General features: G+C 66.6%; 13 protein-coding genes. 4 read left to right on the top strand and 9 right to left on the bottom strand.

The genetic code is table 11. The annotated features are described in order from the left end of the window. Positions 1-20 precede the first annotated feature (20 nt). The 9 genes from G6N15_RS07655 to pstS (G6N15_RS07620) all read right to left on the bottom strand — a co-directional run bounded on the left by G6N15_RS07655 (position 21) and on the right by pstS (G6N15_RS07620) (position 15080). Positions 21-887 (bottom strand): SGNH/GDSL hydrolase family protein, encoded by an 867-nt coding sequence (locus tag G6N15_RS07655; RefSeq protein WP_083088702.1) that lies wholly within the window; start codon positions 885-887, stop codon positions 21-23. A gap of 12 nt (positions 888-899) precedes the next feature. Next, positions 900-1418 carry a hypothetical protein gene (locus G6N15_RS23130; RefSeq protein WP_232070370.1) on the bottom strand — a complete coding sequence of 173 codons (519 nt, stop codon included), beginning with the start codon at positions 1416-1418 and terminating at the stop codon, positions 900-902. A gap of 227 nt (positions 1419-1645) precedes the next feature. Beyond that, complete coding sequence (locus tag G6N15_RS23505; protein ID WP_264019050.1) at positions 1646-1774, bottom strand: hypothetical protein; 129 nt, start codon at positions 1772-1774, stop codon at positions 1646-1648. 112 nt (positions 1775-1886) lie between these two features. Next, the gene (locus tag G6N15_RS07645) at positions 1887-3272 is read right to left on the bottom strand and encodes an IS30 family transposase (RefSeq protein ID WP_232070369.1); all 1386 of its coding nucleotides are present in this window, start codon (positions 3270-3272) and stop codon (positions 1887-1889) included. Positions 3273-3359: 87 nt separating this feature from the next. Then, positions 3360-6581, bottom strand: a complete 3222-nt coding sequence (gene embB / locus G6N15_RS07640; protein WP_083088458.1) for an arabinosyltransferase EmbB — start codon at positions 6579-6581, stop codon at positions 3360-3362. After that, a complete protein-coding gene (locus G6N15_RS07635) occupies positions 6578-9856 on the bottom strand; it encodes an arabinosyltransferase domain-containing protein (RefSeq protein ID WP_083088459.1) in 3279 nt (1092 codons plus the stop codon). The genes embB and G6N15_RS07635 overlap by 4 nt, the downstream gene beginning before the upstream one ends. A 178-nt stretch (positions 9857-10034) precedes the next feature. After that, the gene (locus G6N15_RS07630; RefSeq protein WP_232070429.1) at positions 10035-11798 is read right to left on the bottom strand and encodes a CocE/NonD family hydrolase; all 1764 of its coding nucleotides are present in this window, start codon (positions 11796-11798) and stop codon (positions 10035-10037) included. 198 nt (positions 11799-11996) lie between these two features. Continuing rightward, entirely contained in the window at positions 11997-13949 is a 1953-nt protein-coding gene (locus G6N15_RS07625; RefSeq protein ID WP_083088461.1) for a serine/threonine-protein kinase PknD, read from the bottom strand. A gap of 39 nt (positions 13950-13988) precedes the next feature. Then, entirely contained in the window at positions 13989-15080 is a 1092-nt protein-coding gene (pstS, locus tag G6N15_RS07620) for a phosphate ABC transporter substrate-binding protein PstS (protein ID WP_139797884.1), read from the bottom strand. A 187-nt stretch (positions 15081-15267) separates the two neighbouring features. On the opposite strand from pstS (G6N15_RS07620), the gene G6N15_RS07615 reads away from it, so the two are divergent. Genes G6N15_RS07615 through pstA form a run of 4 tightly spaced genes read left to right on the top strand, consistent with a single transcriptional unit; the run spans position 15268 to position 19201 of the window. Continuing rightward, positions 15268-16125: an ATP-binding cassette domain-containing protein gene (locus G6N15_RS07615; RefSeq protein ID WP_083088463.1), complete on the top strand. Its 858-nt coding sequence runs from the start codon at positions 15268-15270 to the stop codon at positions 16123-16125. 34 nt (positions 16126-16159) lie between these two features. Continuing rightward, entirely contained in the window at positions 16160-17248 is a 1089-nt protein-coding gene (pstS, locus tag G6N15_RS07610; protein WP_083088464.1) for a phosphate ABC transporter substrate-binding protein PstS, read from the top strand. 56 nt (positions 17249-17304) lie between these two features. Then, positions 17305-18312, top strand: coding sequence for a phosphate ABC transporter permease subunit PstC (pstC, locus tag G6N15_RS07605; RefSeq protein WP_083088504.1), 1008 nt, complete (start codon positions 17305-17307; stop codon positions 18310-18312). 1 nt (position 18313) lies between these two features. Continuing rightward, a complete protein-coding gene (gene pstA, locus G6N15_RS07600; RefSeq protein WP_232070368.1) occupies positions 18314-19201 on the top strand; it encodes a phosphate ABC transporter permease PstA in 888 nt (295 codons plus the stop codon).

The raw sequence follows: 19201 nt of genomic DNA, 5'->3' as shown, positions 1-19201 counted from the left end.
TTGCGTCTGCTCGCCACCACTTAGCGGAGGTAGTCGGCCAGCGCGTTGCCGACCGCGGCGGCGCCCATCGCGTTGGGGTGCAACGGCGCAGCGGGGTGCACGGCGATGAAGCCCTCGACGTAGCGCTGATCGGGTGGCGCGCACATGTCATGGCCGACGGACAGCGGCCGGGTGTCGAAGAAGTCGATGTGCTTGTCGACGGCCAGTTGCTTTTGCCGGTCGTCGAGTTCGTTGAGTTTTGACTGGAAGTAGTCGGCGTCCTTCGGGGTAACGGGCTCGTCGGGAAAGCAGCCACCGGGCCGGATATACGTTAGGTAGCCCACCAGGATGATCCGTGCGCCCGCGGCTTTGGCGCGGACGTCGTCGATCATCGCCGCCCATACCGGCACGTGTGCGGTGATCGCGGCAGAGATCCGGTCCACACCACCGGTGACGAATTTGTCGGCGCACGGCGGCGCATTGATCGACGTTGCTCTGCATTGCGACGCTTCGGAGGCCAGCCCAACGTCGTTGCCCCCGATCGTAATAGTGACCAAAGTGGTTTCCGAAGTCACGGCGTCGATCTGCGGCGGCACCGGGCCGCTGGACGTCAACTGTTCCTGACCGGTGATGTCTTCGGTGGCCGCGCCGCTGCAGGTGACGTCGGTGAAACGGGCCGGCGTTATCCGCCGGGTGAGGACCGACGGGTAGTCGTTTGTCGACTTCTGGCAACCGGGCGGCGGCGCGGGGTCGGGTACTTTGGGCGCGGCAGCGGCGGAGTCGCCCATGGCGACGTAGTCGACGGGCTTGGGCGGTGGCGAAGTCTTCGTCGCCGAGTGGCCAGTGCACGCAACCGCCAGTGCACCAACCAGCGCCGGGAAGCGAACCCGTAGCGATCCCTCACACATCCGATGAGTGGCTTAAATCGGCGCCACAAAGTCGGAGGTGTAGTACTCGGTCGGCGTTTGGGACTTTGGGTTCGGCCGCTGAACGACTACCCAGACGCCGGTGGCTCCCGGCTGAATGCCGGCCTGCAGGGTGGTGGCACCGCGTCCGCCCGCGTCGGTGTCCAGGCCGCCGAACGCCGTACCCGGATCCCCGGGACCACACGTCGACCACGACGGCCGCGGTACCTCGATCAGCCCGACGTCGTAGTGGGTGCCGGGCGACTGAGTGTCCACCAGTTGCACGTCCGCGACGACGGAGTTCGCACCAGTACGTATCAGCGTGTCGGCCGTAGCGTAGGCCGGCTGTGACGGCGTCGCGCCGTCGATCCTGCTGCCGTCGCATCGGCGCAGAGCATTGCTGAGCGCAACCCGCGTCCCATCGCCCGACGGAGCAGCCAAAACGGTTCCGGTGGTATTCACCAAAGGTGCCGCCATGACCATGACCAGTGCGATGGCCGTCGGTGACACCACACCGCGAGTCAGTTTGCGCATCGACTCCACCTTCTCGGCAATCGTTTGTCGGCTCGAATGCCAGTACGTATAGACCACGCTCGGGAAGCTAAACCGAATGTCGGCTGCGAGCGGGCCCGGCGAACGTCCCACCCGGCCCAGACCGAGCATCTGCAGGGCGGCCCGCTGCGCGCTGGGGTAGTCGATGTACTTGGCGGTCAGCCCGTCAGCCGTCAGTTGCGCCCGCTCGCGGCTGCCTCGATGAAACGTCAGTCGGAGGTTTCGGACTGTTTCTGCACCTTCTTGCCGGTCTCGGTGGACTCCCTAAGTTCCTTCTTGGCGTCCCGGGCTTCGTCGGCAAAGTCCTTCACACTTTCGTCGCCTTCTTCAGCGCGCACCGGGCACCTCCATTCGCTCGACGGATGCGGTCCTATTTCGGGCTACCCGCCGCCGGCGAGCACGAATCGCCTGCTCGAGTGGGAAGTTATGGCATGCAAATCGCGCTTGGATTCACGCGGTCGCTGCAACAGATGCGGACGGGTCTGAGAGTAGCCGATCGAGTTCCTCGGCAGGGGTGCGCCAGTTGAAGCGTTTGCGGGGGCGGGCGTTGAGCTCGGCGGCGACGTTGTCGAGGATCCCGGGTCCGTGAAAGGACAGGTCGGTGCCTTTGGGGAAGTACTGGCGCAGCAAACCATTGGTGTTCTCATTGGTGCCGCGCTGCCAAGGGCTGTGCGGGTCGCAGAAGTAGATCGGCAACCCGGTGGCCTCGGTGATCTTGGTGTGCAAGGCCATCTCTTTGCCTTGGTCCCAGGTCAGCGAGCGACGCAAAACCTCGGGAATCTTCGGGATCGCCGCGCTCATCGCCTCAGCGACGGTGGCGGCGCTGCGGTCCTCGGATAGGTGCAGCAGCATCACGAACCCGGTGGTGCGTTCGACCAGGGTGCCGATTTGGGAGGCCTGGTTTTGGCCGGTAATCAAGTCGCCCTCCCAATGCCCCGGGATCGCACGATCGTCGGCCTCAGCCGGGCGTTCACTGATGTTGATCATGTCCTTGATCCGGCCCCGAGTGTCGATTGTGCTGCGGCCCTGAGGTTTCCGTTGGGTCCGGCCGGTGCGCAGCGCGGCCTTGACCTGGCGGGCCAGTTCCCCCCGGGGCTGCACATACATGGCCTGATAGATCGTCTCGTGAGACACCCACATCTCCGGATCGTCGGGGAAATCTTCGCGCAGCCGGCCCGCGATCTGCTCGGGGCTGTGCCGCTGTTCCAAGCGTTGCACAACCTCGCCCAACAAGGCCGGGTTGGACTCCAGCTTGCGCGGCTTGGGGCGAGCCCGGGCCGCATCGACGACGTCTTGGCCGACCCGGGCCCGGTAGCCACAGCTGGTTGCTCCTCGAGCTTTTTCCCGGCTGATCGTCGAGGCGTCACGCTGTAACAGCCGCGCGATGTCGGCCTGGGGGAAACCCGCCTCCAGCAACTCTTCGAGTCGGCACCGCTCGGTAAACGACAACAACCGCGACGCCGCGGCCGGCTCTAGATCAGCAACAACTGGTGTTCTGGGCACGTAGCCAGCCTGATCGACCCAGCGTCGCGCGGTGTGCTCCGACACGCAGGCACCCACCGCCGCCTGCGCCGGGGTCAACCCCGACCGCAGCGCCTCCCAAAATACGTCCCTGACCTGCTGCGAATACCGGATGCCGTGGTGCTTGCTATTGGTCTGATATCCCGCGGCCTTGGCCCATTTTCGGCCTGTGGTACCCGCCACCCCCGCCACCGTGGCGGCCGCCGTCGGCGACAACCCCGATCCAACAGCCCTCCAAAACTCCTCCCGCACCAAAGCCGCCGACTCGACGCTCAGATGAACACCATGACCCCGAAACCCCGTCTGATAACCCATTCGGCCCCAACACCTCCCGATAAGGTGTTGCAGCGATCACTTGAGCCTGACGCGAAAAAGTGTGCAACAACTTCACACTCGCCGCACTCACGCCTTGATCCGGATCTGCCCGGGCGACCACCAGCCGCTGCGGGTCGCGGTGCCGAGCTGCAGGTCAGCGGGCTGGGCGTTGACGATCGTGTCGAACTTGCGCAGCGAACCCCAGTCACGGCCCCAGTCCCGCGACAGGTACGTCGCCATCACATGGGCCCGCAGCAACAGGTCGGTTTCGCCAAGCAGACCGCCGTTGACGCCGTCTTCCCAGGTGTCGGTGTCTTGCTTCTTGGCGGTGTAGTCGGGGGTGATGCGGAACTTCGGGATCTCGGTGACGCCGTAGGCGTGCAGCATCGGCCGCTGGCACGGGAAGGCCAGGCCCACCGCCCAGTCCATCAGCACCGGCTGCGACGAGCCGACGTACTCCTGCAGCGAGCGCACGTCGGGCACCCGCGGCGGGGTCACCGCGATCCAGTCCTCGGGCGTCAGCGACAAGTCCTCGGCGACCACCCGCACCGCGGTGGCGTCCGACGGGATGTCCGAGCGGGCGAAGCGCAAGTTGCGCCACGCCTTGGGCTGTTCCCCGTACAGGTCGTAGGGCACCAGCCGGCCCGCCGCTACCGGAGCGCCGTCGGGCCCGGGCTTGCCGTATTCCAGTACGACGGTCTGCCCGCTGGTGTGACCGTGCAGCACGCTGTTGCCGGCGATCTTTCCCGCCGCAGTCACCACCACCAGCGGATGCCCCTTGTCGGGCGACGGCAGCTGATACCACGCCGAGGTGAGCAGACTCTGCTGTTGCGCGCCGGTGGTGTAGCTTCCGGCCAGCGGTACGCGCGCCGGGTCGAGCCCGTACGGCAGCGGCACGGTCGAGCCGTTGATGCCGGGGGTTTTCAGCTTGGTCGGGGCGTCCCAGTCGTAGTCGGTGCCCGGTTGCGGCGGGTGATACCGAATCGCTTCGGCCACAGTGTGATCCGGCACGCCGTTGGGTGTGAACCCTATCGCGTTGACACCGCCCAACGGTCCCAGTGCGCCGTAGTTGCCCGGCAGCGCAGGCATGAAGCCGGCGTTGGTGTCCGGCTCGACCAGTACGTCGGCGGCCAGCCCGCAGCCGCCCACGAACGCCCGCAGGTTGGCCCAGCCGTTGGAGTAGGTCGGGTATTGGCGCACGATCCCGGTCACCATCGTTGCCACGAACACCACGGCCATGAAGCCAGCGGCGATCGGCACCGGCGCTGCGGTCAGCGCCCGCGCGACTCGGCCCTCGCCGCTGTCGCGCGGCGCGAAATGCAACCAGCTCGCGTACAGCGCGGCCAGCAGAAACAGCACGAAAAAGATGGTGCTGACGGAGATTCCGCCGACTTTGGGCATCGAGCTGTTGAACGGCACGCCGTAGCTGGACACATACCACCACCCGTTGGTGGTGGCGAAGCACAGCGCCAGCACGAACAACAGCGCGGCCAAAAACGCCATCCGATTGCGTGACCAGCGCAGCACCTTCGGCGACACCAGCACCGTGGTCAGCGCGGCCATCGCCGCGCCGACCGCTGCGAACAGCCCGAAGTGGTGCACCCATTTGGTCGGAGTGAACATCAAGAAGAACATGGTGCCGAAGATGACACCCATCAGCCGCCAGGCCGGCCCGCGAGCAACGCCTGGAATTCGCTTGCGCCGCAACATGATAAACACCGCGGTGAACAAGCACAGCGCGGTGACCAGGAAACCGAACCGCCGCGACAGCGAACCATCCACCGTGGGCAGGAATATGTAGTAGTAGCGGAGGTTCTCGGTGTACCAGGCCTGGCTGGGCCCGATCGAACTGCGAATCCTGGTGGCTTCCAACACGGTTGCCATCGTCTGGTCGGCGAACACCACGGTCAGCACCACAAACCCTGCCGCCAGCAGCGGCGCCACCAACGGCAAGGTGCCGACCAGCCGATGCCGGTGCACCAGAATCCGCAAGATCGGCCGACCGCCGGCCACCAGGGCGGCCACCGCGATCAGACCGGTGGGCTGGATGCCGAGCGTGAACGCCGCCGCGACGACCGCCAGCGCCGCCGGAGTGAGCCGGCTGTAGCGCATGGACCGCTCGATCAGCACATAGGTGATCAGCGAGCCGACGGCGATGATCGGCTCAGGCCGCAGGCCGTTGTTGAACGGCATCCACGCCGTCAGCAGCACCATGGCTGCCGCCCAGGCCGCCGCCTTGCTGGATGCCACCGCCGGCCCTAACCGGGGCAGCACTTCCCGCGACAGCAGCAGCCAGCACACCAGGCCCGCAACAAGGTCGGGCAGCCGGATCCAAATGCTCTGGTCGCTGACATGGGTCATCAGCGCAAGCAGGTTGTAGTACCAGCCGAACGGGTCCTCCGGGCTGCCGAACCAGCGGAAGTAGTTGGACATGTAGCCCGCGTGGTCGGCGACACGGGCCATGCCCAGGATGTAGCCGTCGTCGGAAGAGTTCGCGCCTATGACATGCCAGAGCAAAAACGCGAATATCACGGTCGCGTCGACCAGCGTGAAACCGCGCCAGGTGGCCGGGATCAGCCGGCGCATCCGGCGACCGTCCAACTGGTCCAGGCGCCACAGCGCGACCAGCGCGACGACGGTCGAGCCGATCGCCACCACGATCGCGGCCAGCTTGAGAATCGTTGGGTGAGTAGAGAACCGGGTGTCGATGGTCGCCGAGAACTGCAGCCCGGGTGGCGCCGGGCCGGTCAGGTCGGTGAACACCCCGACGATCTGCGGGCGCAGGTTCGGATCGTTGAACCCGCTGCGCAGCGGGTGCCCACCCGGGTCGGTCAGCCCGACGAACGTGGCGAAGGTGCCGGCGTGCGAGGAGGTGATCTCGATCCGCTGACACTGCGGCGAAACCACTTGCGAGCGCGGCACACTCGCGATCACTACGTTGCGGTCGGTGACGTCCACCCGGTCGCGGGTGACGTTGACGAACAAACCCTGCAGTGCGGCGTCCTTGCCGTTTTTCGGTGCGGTGCCCAAGAGCATCGCGCCCTGCGGCGGCATCGAGCTCACCACCGCGCAGGGCACCGTGACCGTCATCGCCACCGGCGTCTGCGAGATCAGCGGCGCGGTCACGTTGTTCAGCTGGCCGTGCTGCGGCCAGGTCAACGTTGCCGTCGTCTGCACGACCGGCAAAAGCGGTGTGGCAATTGACAGCAGGAACCCGAGCAGACCCGCGATCGTCGCCACCCAGCGGGTCACCCGCACGTCTCGGGCCACGGTTTCCGGGGCTGTCGGTTCGGTCTGGGTGAGCGTCATGGCAGTGCTCGAATCGGTCCTTGCCGGCTCCAGCCGTACACGGTGACCGCACCCTGCTCGATGACGGCGTCGGGTGCCCGGTCGGGCGGGACCAGCCGGGAGTACTTTTCCACCGACCCCCAGTCGCGGAACCAGTCGCCGCGCAGATATGTCGGGATCGTGGAGGTGCTCAACAGCGCCTGGGTGAACAGGAACGGCCCGCCTTTTTCGGCCGACTCCCACAGGTTCGACGACGACGCCGTCTGCTTGTGGTCGGGCAGGATGCGGTATTGCGGAAGTTCAGCTACGCCAAGGTGTTCGGAGAACGGCCGCTGGCAGGGGAAGTTGGCGGCGGTCGCGATGTCCATGAATACCGGGGCGTGCGACCCGATCAGTTGCTGGAGGGTTTGCAGCACCGGCACCCGCGGCGGGGTGAAGGCGAACCATTGGTCCGAGCTGAGGTTGGGGTCGTCGGCGACGATGCGTGCCACATTAGCGTCCGGCGGCGCCCACGCCAGCGGGAACCGCAGGTTGCGCCACGCCTTCTGCGGCCCGATGTCGATCGGTTCGAACTCGCCGAGCGGTTGGGTGGTGCCGTCGGGGCGGCTGATGCCCCACTGCAGTCGCAGCGGTTGGCCGTAGCTCAGCGTGCCGTCCTCTTCGTGTGACCAGATGGAACCGGCGGCGGCGACCACGACCAGCGGACGGTCCGGGGTACGCGGGGGCAGCTGGTACCACACCGAGGTGGCATGCGCGGCCACGGCGTTCTCGCCGTAACTGCCCATCACCGGTGTGCGCGCCGGGTCCAGCCCAAAGGGCAGCGCCGCCCGCGACCCGTTGACCCCGACGGGGCCGTAGCCGCCGGCCGTTCCCGCGGAGTCACTGACCGCGGCGTTGGGCTTGTTAGGCGAGGCGTCGGAGTTGACCAGCCCGGGTTTGGACACCACCGGGTCGGAGGTGAGGTCCTCGGCGACGCCGTTGGGTTTGAACCCGACGGGCTTCACCCCGCCCAGGGGACCGTCCGGGCCGTAGGGCTGTCCCGGAAGTGGTTGCAGCAGACCGGCATTGGGATCCGGCTCGGCCAGCACGTCGTCGGCCATCGCGCAGCTGGTGTCGGACAGCCCGGAGCGCAGCGCGGCGATGTTGGCCTTGGCGGTGGTGTAGACCGGGTAGCGGGCCGCAGCGGCTTTGGCCATCGAACCGACTTCGACGAGAACCATGATCGTGGCGACGGCCAACAGCGGCGTGGATGCCAGAATACGGTTGCGCCGAGTTGGTTTGACCTCGGTGTGCCCCGCGTAGTCGAGCCGGAAGTGCTGCCAGGCCGCCAGCAATCCGGTCGCGATCGAGGCCGTCAAAAACATCGACGTCACGGGGTGGCTGGCGATGACGGGCTGGATGTCGCGCCAGGGCACGCCGTAGTTGCCGACGTAGAACCAGCCGTTGATGCCCGAGGTGGCCCAGGCCAACACGAACAGCAGCGCGGTGATGTACAGCGACAGGTTTCGGCGGCTGTGCAGACCGACCGTGGCCAAGGTGAACGCGGTGACGGCGCCCAGCGCCCCGGCCAACCCGGCGAACGCGCCGAACTGGATGGCCCACTTCGTCGGCGTGAATGTCAACAGCAGCAGCCCGACCGCGGTGGTGCCGACCAGCCGCCAGGCCGGGCCGCTGGCCACGCCCCCGATCCGGCCGCGCCGTAGCAGCACCACGAGCACACCGAACAGACACAGCAGCAGCACCAGCACGGCGAAGCGGCGGGTCATCGACGCGTCGACATTCGACTCGACCGTCACGAAGTAGTAGCGCAAAAACTCCTGATACCACGAGATCGTCGGCCCCACAACGTATTTGATGCGTGCGCTCTCGGCCACGGTGGCCAGTGTCTGGGCGCGGAACACCACGACCGCGATCAGCGACAGCGAGGCTGCCAACACTGCCAGCGGCGCCAACAGCCCGTCGGCTGCCCGGCGCCGCATGATGATCCGGGCGACGGTCCGCGCACCGGTCAATAGCGCACCCAGGGCGATCAGGCCCTGTGGAGCGAGAGTTGCGGTGAGCATCGCGACCACGATCGCGACCGCGGCGGGAACGAGCCGCCGGGTGGCGATCGCCTGCTCGACCAGCACCCAGGTGAGCAGCGTGCCGAACGCGATCAGCGGCTCCGGGCGCAGGCCGTTGTTGAACGGCAGCCATGCGGCCACGAATACCGCGCCCGCGGTCCACACCGCCACACGGTTGCCTGCCAGGCCGCCCCTGGCCGGACCCAGCCGCGGCAGCACGTAGCGGCTGATGATCAGCCAGCACCCGATGCCTGCGGCGGTTGCGGGCAGCCGCATCCACACCCCCGCGGTGCTGACCGACGCCAGGTGCGCCAGGACCGCGGGATACCAGTCGAAGGGGGCCTCGGTGGTGCCGAAGAACCGGTAGTAGTTCGGCACGTATCCGGCTTGGCGTGCGGCTCGGGCGATGGTGAGGTTGTAGCCGTCGTCGGAGGTGGTGGCCCCGATGACATGCCACACCAGCAGCGTCGCGATCACGGCGGTGTCGGCCAGCCAGGTGGCCCAGGTCGCCCGCAACCATCGCCAGCTGCGCGGTGTGCGCGGCCCCGCGCGGCGGTCGAGGACCGCCAGCGCCGCGATAGCGGCGATGACTGACAGCACGCCCAGGGCCATCGCGGCCTTTTTCATGACCGTGGCCGTCGTGATGAACCGGGTGTCGATGTCGATACGAGCCGAGAGCCCCGGCTCCGGACCGGTTTTCAGGTCGGTGAAGATGCCGCCGACCTGAGGTTTCTTCTCAGCCGGCAGCGTGCCGGCGGCGCCGGGGATACCGACGAAGTCGGCGCCGACCCCGCCGGCGCCGGCCCAGATGTGCAGGACGCTGCATGCGCCGGCGGCCACCGCGGGCCGGGGCGCCACCGTCGCCACCGTGTCCCGGAACGCGACGACGACGGTGTCTTTGTTGGCGCGTACGAACAGCCCATGCTTGCCGGTCTGGAATCCGTCGGCGGGCAGTGTCGACAGGACGATGCCGCCGCCGGCCGGCAGCGTGGCGATCGCCGCGCAGGGAACAGAGATGTCCAGGGCTCGCGGCGCCCCGGACACCAGCGGGGCGGTGATGCCGGTGACGTGTCCGTCGGCGGTGGCGCCTTGCGGCCAGAGGATGGTCGCGGTGGTCTGCTTGACCGGCAGCAGTGCGATCACGCTGCACAGCAGCAGACCGGCGACCCCGGCGACGACGGCGATTATCCGGGCGATCCGCTGCGCTGATCGCTGATTACCGTCGTGGGACACGAGGGTCGATGGTATGCGACGGTTTTCGCTTCGCCCGCGCGGCGGGCGGGACAACACACGGCCGGCCACGCCGACTCTGCGCCCATAGCGTCGACTCTGCGCCCATAGCGTGGTTTTCCGACGCGACGTGACTGTAGGTGCAGTATCGGCGCAGTGGACGCAGACTCGATGTCGCGGTTCAGCCGAAGGCGCCGGGATCGGCCAGCGGGATGAGGATGTGCGACGGCGTCGGCCCGCCCTGGTGGAGCTGGTAACGTCCGCCGGCCAGGGCACGACGCGCGGGCTTGGTGGGCACCAGGTGTGGGAAGTCGTACGTGGTCACGATGAGCCGCAGCCGGTGCTCCGGCGCGATAAACGCAGCGGTCGGGAAGATCTCGACGTCGTAGCGGGTCAGCTCGCCGGGAACGACGGGTTCGGCCGCAGAACGGGTGCTGTAGTGATGCGGTCGCAGCACGGTGCCCTCGGGCAGGTACCAGGTGCGGTCGGGGTCCAGCGCACGGTGGGAACCGAGCAGCGCGCCCTGCGTCAGCGGGCGGCTGGTTCCGTCCGGCGCGACGTCGTCGAGGTGGGCAACCCACACCGTCTCGGTGGTGTTGGCCGTCGCGTGGACGGTGAGCGTGATCGGCCCGGCCACCAGCGTGGGCGACGTGAACGGTTCGGTCGTGTAGGTCAGCGCCCGGCGCTGCAGGCGCCTGTTGTCAGTGTCGTAGCGGATGCGCCGACCCCGCTGGGCGGTGAAGAAGCTGTTCATTCCCAGCGTCCACTGCTCGAGGCTTCGGCCCGCCACCGGACCGCGAGCCGCATAGTCGAGGGTCGCCACCGTTTGGTCGGGGGAGCGGTCAGTGCTGAGACGGCCGGCGTCGGACAGGTAGAACCGGGTGGGCGTCGCTTCGGGGAGCGGGAATTCGCGGGCGTGGAACCATTGCGGGCATCCGATGGCCTGAAAGGTGAACGGCGGGTCGGAGATCGCCGCGTCTGCGTCGTCTTGCAGCCACTGGTCGAACCAGCGCAACTGCAGCGCGTTGATGTGCAGCCCGTCGAAATTCGTGACGTGGTACCAGGGCCCCATGAACAACCGCACCCGATCCGACACCGGCTGGCCGAGTTCCATCGGCGCGTCGTCCGGCCGCCCGGCGAAGGCGTTCTGCAGCGCGGCGTAGTTGAGCGGCGTGCCTCGCTGGAAGGCGTCGTGCCAGCCGCCGACCAGGAAGACCGCAACACCGTTGCCGACGACCTGCGCAAGCACGGTCGCCGGCCGCAGCGCATCCCAGAACGGTTCGTCGTATGCGGCGTCGCCGCCGTTCATGGCCTCGGCGATCAGCGGCCGGAAGTACCGGCGTTGGTCGCGGCCGCGCTGGCGCACCGCGGCCAGCCCACCGGCCCGCGGCCGCGGATGCTTGCCGGGCGCAAAGAATTCCAGGGCCGGGTTGAGGACGTTCAGCAGCGTGTAGATGGCACCGTAGGCTCGCACGGTCCGCAGGTGCGGCACCCCGCCCATGGTCGCGGCGTCGCGGTAGAAGTCGCGTGCCGCCATCACCGGGAAGATGGCCTTCAGCGGTGAATCCGGGCCCACCGCGGCGGCAGTGAACAGCTGGTTGATCGCCAGGTAGGAAACCCCGAACATGCCGACGCGGCCGTTGCTGTTCGGCAGCGTCGACGCCCACTTGACCAGCTCCACCCCGTCCTGGGCCTGGCGCTCCCCGAACATCTCGAAGGAACCCCCCGAGACGCCGGTACCGCGGACGTCGACCATCACCTCGATGTAGCCGCGCTTGATCAGGTACGGGGTAGCACCCCCGCCGATCTGCGCTGCCGGCGGCGGCGCCTTCTTGCCGTACGGCGTCACCGACAGCAGCACCGGGAACGGCCCGGTAGCGGCCGCCCCGGTCTCCGGCACCGTCGGGTAGTGAATGTCGGCGCGCAGAACAATCCCGTCGCTCATCGGCACCCCGACGTTGTGTTCTACGCCGACCCCGTAGGTAGCGGGCCTGGGCTGCCACGGCGGCGCGAACGGCAACGGGTTGTCTCTACGGGGGCGTGCCCTCCCGGCTCGGCGTCGCAACCGCAGCGTCGTCATTGACCCCTCCTGTGTGGGTTGTCGGTCTCGCGCCGACTGTATCGGCGCTGCTGCAGCTCCAGATCAGCTCGCCCGCAGCTTCACCGCGCGGTTGTTGCCACGGTCGGCGACGTACACGTTGCCGTCCTTGTCCACCGCCACCGCCAGCGGGGTGTTCAGACCGCTGAACGGCAACACCGTCGGGCTGTTGGTTCCGGCTGGCAACTTGACCACTTTGTTGGTGCTGTGCTCGGTGACGTAGACGTCGCCGCTGACGTCCACAGCGATGCCCCAGGGCACCCGCAGCCCGGTGAACGGCAGCACCATCGGGCTGTCCGCACCCGGCGGCAGCTTCAGGACGCGGTTGTTGTCGGAGTCAGTGACATACACGCTGCCGGAGGTGTCCACCGCCACTCCGTCGGGGTGGTTGAGTCCGGGGAACGGCAAATCGGTTTGGGAGTTCGACCCGGCCGCCAGCTTGACCACCCGGTCGTTACCGCGGTCGGCGACATACACGTTGCCGACGCCGTCCACGGCCACACCTTCGGGGTAGTTGAGTCCGTTGAACGGCAGCACGATCTGGTTGCTCGACCCGGCGTCCAACTTCACCACGCGATTGTTGAAATCGGTGACATACACCGTGCCGGTGCTGTCCACGGCCACATCCTGTGGCTGATACAGGCCGCTGAACGGCAGCACCGTCGGGTTTGACGACCCGGCGGCCAACTTCACCACCCGCCCGTACATGCTCTGGCTGCTGACGTACACGTTGCCGTCGGAGTCCACCGCCACCCCGCTGGGAGAGAGCCGGAAGTCCAGGCCCTTGAACGGCAGCACGCTTTGCCCCGACGCCGACGTGGAGGAGTGACGCAGCGGCCGCGTGACCAAATAACCGGCGGCCGCGACGATGAGGACGGCCACGATGCCCAGGACGATCCACATCCTGCGCTTGTCGCGGGGATCGGGTCCCGGGCGCACGAAGTCCGGTTCGCGTGTATACGGCCGGCTGACCGGTCCGGATGAGTGCGCCGCAGGTTGGCTGCGCCAGCTGCCGGTGCCGCTGACCGGGCCGGGCGCTCGGGACCATCCCCGAGCTTGGGTGAATGCCGCGGAATCGGCCGCACCCGCCTCAGTGCCGGCCCGCAGTGTCGCTATCTCTCCTTCTCGCAGGATTGTGGTGGCCTGCTGCTGTTCGGACGTGGTCAGCGCGTTGTGGGCAGCCGCGGCCAGTTCACCGGCGCTGTTGTACCGGTCGTTGGGGTTTTTGGCCATGCCTTTCGCGATGACCTCATCCAACGCCGGCGGAATCATGCCGGGCCGCATTTGGCTGGGCCGGGGGGCCGGCCGGGTGAGATGAGCCGCGACCAACCGCTCAATGGTCTCTGCCCGATACGGCGGCGACCCGGTCAGACACTCGCTCAGCACGCAGGCCAGCGAGTAGATGTCGGCGCGATAGGTGACCTCGTCGTCGGTGAACCGCTCCGGGGCCATGTAGTAGTAGGTGCCCACCGCGGTGCCCATCTGGGTGAGTCCGGGGTCTGTGGCGGCGCGGGCAATACCGAAATCCACCAGGTAGGCAAAGTCGTCGCCGGTGATCAGGATGTTTCCCGGTTTGACGTCGCGGTGCATCACCCCGACGGCGTGCGCCGCGTCCAGCGCCGCCGCGACTTGGCGGACGATGGCGACCGCCCGCGGAGGGCTCATCGGACCGTCGCGTTTCAACAACGTCGCCAGATCGGTCCCCTCGATCAGGCGCATCTCGACATAGAAGCGCCCGTCGATCTCCCCGTAATCGTGGATCGGCACCACGTGTGGTTCGGTCAGCCGTCCTGCGATGTCCGCCTCGCGCTGCAGCCGCGCGCGAAACACCGGATCGCCGGTGAATTGCTGCGAAATCAGCTTCAACGCCACCACCCGGCGCTTGCGGGTGTCCTCGGCCGCGTAGACCTCGCCCATCCCGCCGCTGCCCAGCAGCCGCAGCAGCTGGTAGGGGCCAAACCTCGTCCCTACCCGCGAACCCGGCTCACCGCCGCTCACTCGTCGACACTCCCTTCACGAGATCGCATTCACCGCGCCTCACGAGATCGCATTCACCGCGCTCGCCAGCCTGGATTGAAACGAGCTGGGCAGCGGAATCGACCCGTACTGGTCCAGACCGTCTTGGCCTGGACCGATCACGGCCTGCATGAATGCCCGCACCGCATGGCCGGTCGCAGAATCCGGGTACTTCGAGCACACGATCTCATAAGTCGGCTCCACGATCGGGTAGGCGCCGGCCGTGGTCGGTTTGTAGAACGACGACGTGTCAAGGACCAAGTCATTTCCCTGCCCCTTGACGGGGGCGTCGGCGATCGTCTTCTTGACCGAGTCCACAGTGATCGGCACCGGATCTGGACCTGCTGGCGTGATGATCTGCGCCATGGTCAGCTGTTTGCCGATGGCGAACGACCACTGGTTGTAGCTGATTGACCCGTCGGTTTGCTGCACGGCCGCCGAGCTGCCGTTGTCCCCATCGAAGCCGTCACCGACGCCGCCGTTGAACATTTCCCCGTCGCCTTTACCCCATGCCCCGTCAGACGCGGCATCGAGGTATTGCTGGAAGTTCGCCGAGTTCGCGGATTTGTCGCTGCGGAAAATGACGTGAATGGGCGTCGACGGCAGGTTGGTGCCCGGGTTGAGGGCGGTGATTGCGGGATCGTCCCATTTGGTGATGGTGCCGTTGAAGATCTTCGCGGTGGTAGGTGCGTTCAGCTTGAGCGACGTCACGCCGTTGATGTTGTAGGTGACCGCGATCGGCTGAAAAACCGCCGGCAGGTCCCACGCCGGTGACCCGCACCGATCGGCCGCCCTGCCGGGCTCGCCTTTCGAGGGGTCCAACGGCACGCCCGAGCCCGCCAAATCCGTTTGGTTGCTGATAAAGTCCTTCACCCCGGCCCCAGAGCCGTTTGCGTTGTAGTCGAGCGTGTAACCGGGACACGCAGCGGTATACGCGTAGACGAATTGTTCGATCGCGTTCTGTTGGGCGGTCGCGCCGCTGGCCTTGAGCTCGGTCTTGCCGCCGCAGTCCACTTTCGGTGCCGCGGAATTGCTGTTGCCACCGCATGCCGACAACACCAGCGCGCTGACCGCCAGCACGCTCAGTGCAGTGCCGGGTCGGTTGGACTTCACTGGACCCCCATTCCAAGAACAACCAGGGCCTTGTACACCACTTTGCCACCGGGTCGAGCCGAGCCGCTGCTGCGCCGGCGGTAACACGCGGGTTAACCCACCGCGAATATACAAAGACCCGGGGACGGCGACGGGGGATTGCGCCGCTAGCGGGGGAGCACGGCACCGCGAAGTAGCATCGGGATTGATGGACCGTGAACAGCTCGACTCGGAGACCGGTCCGGCCCTCGTCGCTGTGCCGGCCATTGAGGTTGTGAATCTCACCCTCGGTTTCGGTAGCAAAACTGTGCTCGAGGGCGTGGATATGAAATTCCCCGCCTGTGCAGTCACGTCGTTGCTTGGCCCCACAGGTTCGGGTAAGACGACGTTCCTGCGCACCCTGAATCGGATGAACGACAAGGTCTACGGATATCGCTATAGCGGCGATGTGTTGATGGGCGGCCGCAGCATTTTCAAGGAACGGGACCTGATGGAGTTTCGCCGCAGCATCGGCATGCTGTTCCAGCGCCCTAACCCGTTCCCGATGTCGATCGTCGACAACGTCCTGGCCGGCGTGCGCGCTCATAGGCTGGTGCCCCGCAAGGAATTCAAAAATGTCGCGGAGTCGCGACTTCGTGAGGTCGGCCTCTGGAATGCCGTCAAGGATCGGCTGGATGATTCGCCGTTCCGGCTGTCCGGTGGTCAGCAGCAGTTGCTGTGTCTGGCCCGTACCCTTGCCGTCGACCCGGACGTGCTGTTGCTCGACGAGCCCACGTCCTCGCTCGACCCGACCACGACCGAAAAGATCGAACAACTCTTCCGATCGCTGTCCAACCGGCTCACCGTGATCATGGTGACGCATGATCTGGCGCAGGCCGCACGGGTCGGAGACCGGACGGCCTTGTTCTACGACGGCAGACTCGTCGAAGAAGGACCTACCGAACAACTGTTCCTCTCGCCGAAGAACGAACAAACCGCACGCTACATTTCCGGGCTCTTCGGCGACCGCAAACTCCTTGGTGTCGTCGTCGGGAGCGCAGAGGCCAACAGCGGAAAAGAAAAGTAGAAAGGGTGGAGATGTGAAAACTCGTCTGGGCGTGATGGTCACCGTGGCGGCGCTGGTAGTGGCTGCAGGGGCTTGCAGTTCGAAGTCAACGCAGTCCAATCCACCGGCCACTTCCGGCGCAGTGGCCACCACACCGGCGGCGTCCAACGTGACCTTGACGGAAACCGGTGCTACGGAGCTGTATCCGCTGATGAATGCGTGGCGCGACGCGTATCACGCGAAATACCAGAACGTCACGATCACCACGGCGGCCACCGGGTCGGGCGCCGGCATTTCCCAGGCCGCTGCCAGAGTGGTCAACATCGGCGCCTCCGGGGCCTACCTGTCGGAGGGGGACATGGCCGCGCACAAGGGGTTGATGAACATCGCGTTGGCCATTGCGGCCGAGCAAGTCCACTACAACCTGCCCGGTGTCACCGAGCACCTCAAGCTGAACGGCAAAGTGCTCGCGGACATGTACCGGGGCACCATCAAGACGTGGAACGACCCGCAGATCGCCGCGCTCAACCCCGGGGTCAACCTGCCGGCTACCCCGGTGGTTCCGCTGCACCGCTCCGACGGGGCCGGTGACACCTTCGTGTTCACCCAGTACCTGTCCAAGCAAGATCCCGGTGGCTGGGGCAAGTCGCCCGGCTTCGGCACCACCGTCGACTTCCCCGCCGTGCCGGGCTCGCTCGGTGAGAACGGCGCCGGGGGGATGGTGACCGCCTGTGCCGCTACCCCCGGCTGCGTCGCCTACATGGGCAGCAGCTACCTCGACAAGGCCAACCAGAAGGGACTGGGCATGGCCGAGGTGGCGAATGCCTCCGGTAAGTACCTGCTGCCCGACGCCAAAAGCGTCCCGGCCGAGGCCGCGGGCTTTGCCTCGCAGACCCCGGCGAACCAAGCGATCTCGCTGATCAATGGGCCCGCCCCCGATGGGTACCCGATCGTCTACTACGAATACGCCATCGTCTACAGCAACCAGAAAGATGCCGCCACTGCCCAGACGCTGCAGGCGTTCCTGCACTGGGCGATCACCGACGGTGCCAACCCCTCGTTCCTGGACAAGGTTCACTTTCAGCCGCTGCCAGACCCGGTGGCGAAGTTGTCGGAAGCTCAGATCGCCAAGATCAGCGGCTGATGCGTGCCGCGGTTGATTCACCGCGTCTGCCCAGCGGTGTGAGCGCCTTGTCACGCATGCCGCGTCATCCGATCCGCGACGGCTTCGCGGTCCGCTCGCTGGGTTGGCTGGGTGCGGTCATCCCGCTGCTGGCCCTGGTGTTCGTGTTGGCGACACTGATCGTCGAGGCGCTGCCGGCGATCAAGGTCAACGGGCTGCATTTTTTCACCGGCACCGCATGGAACCCGGGCAACCTCTACGGCGACACCGTCGTCACCCACGGTGTGGCGCATCCGGTCGGCGCCGACTACGGCGCGCTGCCGCTGATCGTCGGCACCCTGGCGACGTCGGTGATCGCGTTGATCATCGCCGTGCCCGTCTCCATCGGAGCGGCGTTAGCGATCGCAGAACGGTTGCCCCGGCGTCTCGCCTCGCCCGTCGGAATGATCCTCGAACTGCTGGCCGGGATCCCCAGCGTCATCGTCGGCCTATGGGGCGCAATCACTTTCGGGCCTTTCGTCGCCCACCACATCGCCCCGGTGATTGCCCGCAACGCTCCAGATGTGCCGGTGCTCAACTACTTTCGCGGCGACACGGGCAACGGCCAAGGTCTGCTGGTGTCCGGGCTGGTGTTGGCGGTGATGATCATCCCCATCATCTCCAGCACCACCCGCGACCTGATCCGACAGGTTCCTGTGCTGCCCCGCGAGGGCGCGAAAGCGCTGGGCATGTCCGACTGGGAATGTGCACGCCGTGTCACCCTGCCGTGGGTGTCAAGCGGCATCGTCGGCGCCGTGGTCCTCGGACTCGGACGTGCGCTGGGCGAGACGATTGCCGTCGCCATGGTGTCCGGCGCGGAGCTGGGAGCGATGCCGGCAAACATCTACTCGGCCATGACCACCATCGCCGCGACCGTTGTGTCGCAGCTTGATTCAGCGATGACCGACTCCACCAACTTTGCGGTGGAGACCCTTGCCGAGGTGAGCCTGGTGCTGATGGTGATCACGTTGCTGACGAATGTGGCGGCTCGTGTGCTGGTGCGCCGGGCGTCGGGTACCACGCTGCCGGTGGGACGGGGGGTATGAGGTGAGCGCGCCGACAGCGTCCTCGACTGCGCGGCGGCGCTCGGTGGCCAAGCGCCGCAAGCTCGTCAATGCGCTGTTCTGGGGCGCCTGTTTGTGCTGTCTGGCGGTGGTGGTTGCTCCGACATTGTGGATGCTGATCGGAGTGGTGAGCCGTGCCGTGCCGGTGTTCCACTGGAGCGTGTTGGTGCAGGATAGCCAGTCCATCGGCGGCGGTTTACGCAACGCGATCATCGGCACCGTGGTCCTTGGTGCCGGCGTCATGCTGGTGGGCGGCACTGTGAGCGTGTTAACCGGAATCTACTTGTCTGAGTTCGCAGTTGGGCGGACGCGCTCAATTCTGCGGGGCGCGTATGAGGTGCTGTCCGGTATCCCGTCGATCGTGCTCGGCTACGTCGGCTATCTGGCGCTGGTGGTGTACTTCGACTGGGGATTTTCCCTGGCGGCCGGGGTGGTGACGCTGTCGGTGCTGACCATTCCGTACATCGCAAAGGCCACCGAGTCCGCGCTTCGTCAGGTGCCGACGTCGTACCGGGAAGGCGCAGAGGCGCTCGGGCTTCCCGTTGGCTGGACGCTGCGCAAGATCGTGCTGAAGTCTGCCGCGCCGGGAATTGTCACTGGCATGCTGGTGGCGCTCGCCCTGGCTGTCGGCGAGACGGCGCCGATGTTGTACACGGCCGGCTGGTCGGATTCTCCGCCGACCGGAGAACTGACCAATTCACCAGTCGGATACTTGACCTATCCGATTTGGACGTTCTACAACCTGCCGTCGAAGGCAGCTCAAGACCTCTCGTACAACGCAGCCTTCTTGCTGCTGCTCTACCTGCTGCTGCTGATCGTCGTCGGCCGGCTGATCGCCTGGTTTTTCCGGCGGCATTCCGAATCCGGTTGA

The sequence above is a fragment of the Mycobacterium noviomagense genome, from assembly GCF_010731635.1.
In the GTDB taxonomy this organism is placed as follows: domain Bacteria; phylum Actinomycetota; class Actinomycetes; order Mycobacteriales; family Mycobacteriaceae; genus Mycobacterium; species Mycobacterium noviomagense.
The sequence above is the reverse complement of the archived record's forward strand: the minus strand, read 5'-3'. Positions and strand labels throughout refer to the sequence as shown.

What these genes read in the sequence shown, in the direction of transcription:
- pstS (WP_083088464.1), top strand. Translation starts at nt 16,160, where the DNA reads ATGGTCACCGTGGCGGCGCTGGTAGTGGCTGCAGGGGCTTGCAGTTCG.
- G6N15_RS07655 (WP_083088702.1), bottom strand. Translation starts at nt 887, where the DNA reads ATGTGTGAGGGATCGCTACGGGTTCGCTTCCCGGCGCTGGTTGGTGCA.
- pstC (WP_083088504.1), top strand. Translation starts at nt 17,305, where the DNA reads ATGCCGCGTCATCCGATCCGCGACGGCTTCGCGGTCCGCTCGCTGGGT.
- embB (WP_083088458.1), bottom strand. Translation starts at nt 6,581, where the DNA reads ATGACGCTCACCCAGACCGAACCGACAGCCCCGGAAACCGTGGCCCGA.
- G6N15_RS07630 (WP_232070429.1), bottom strand. Translation starts at nt 11,798, where the DNA reads ATGAGCGACGGGATTGTTCTGCGCGCCGACATTCACTACCCGACGGTG.
- G6N15_RS23130 (WP_232070370.1), bottom strand. Translation starts at nt 1,418, where the DNA reads ATGCGCAAACTGACTCGCGGTGTGGTGTCACCGACGGCCATCGCACTG.
- G6N15_RS07615 (WP_083088463.1), top strand. Translation starts at nt 15,268, where the DNA reads ATGGACCGTGAACAGCTCGACTCGGAGACCGGTCCGGCCCTCGTCGCT.
- G6N15_RS07645 (WP_232070369.1), bottom strand. Translation starts at nt 3,272, where the DNA reads ATGGGTTATCAGACGGGGTTTCGGGGTCATGGTGTTCATCTGAGCGTC.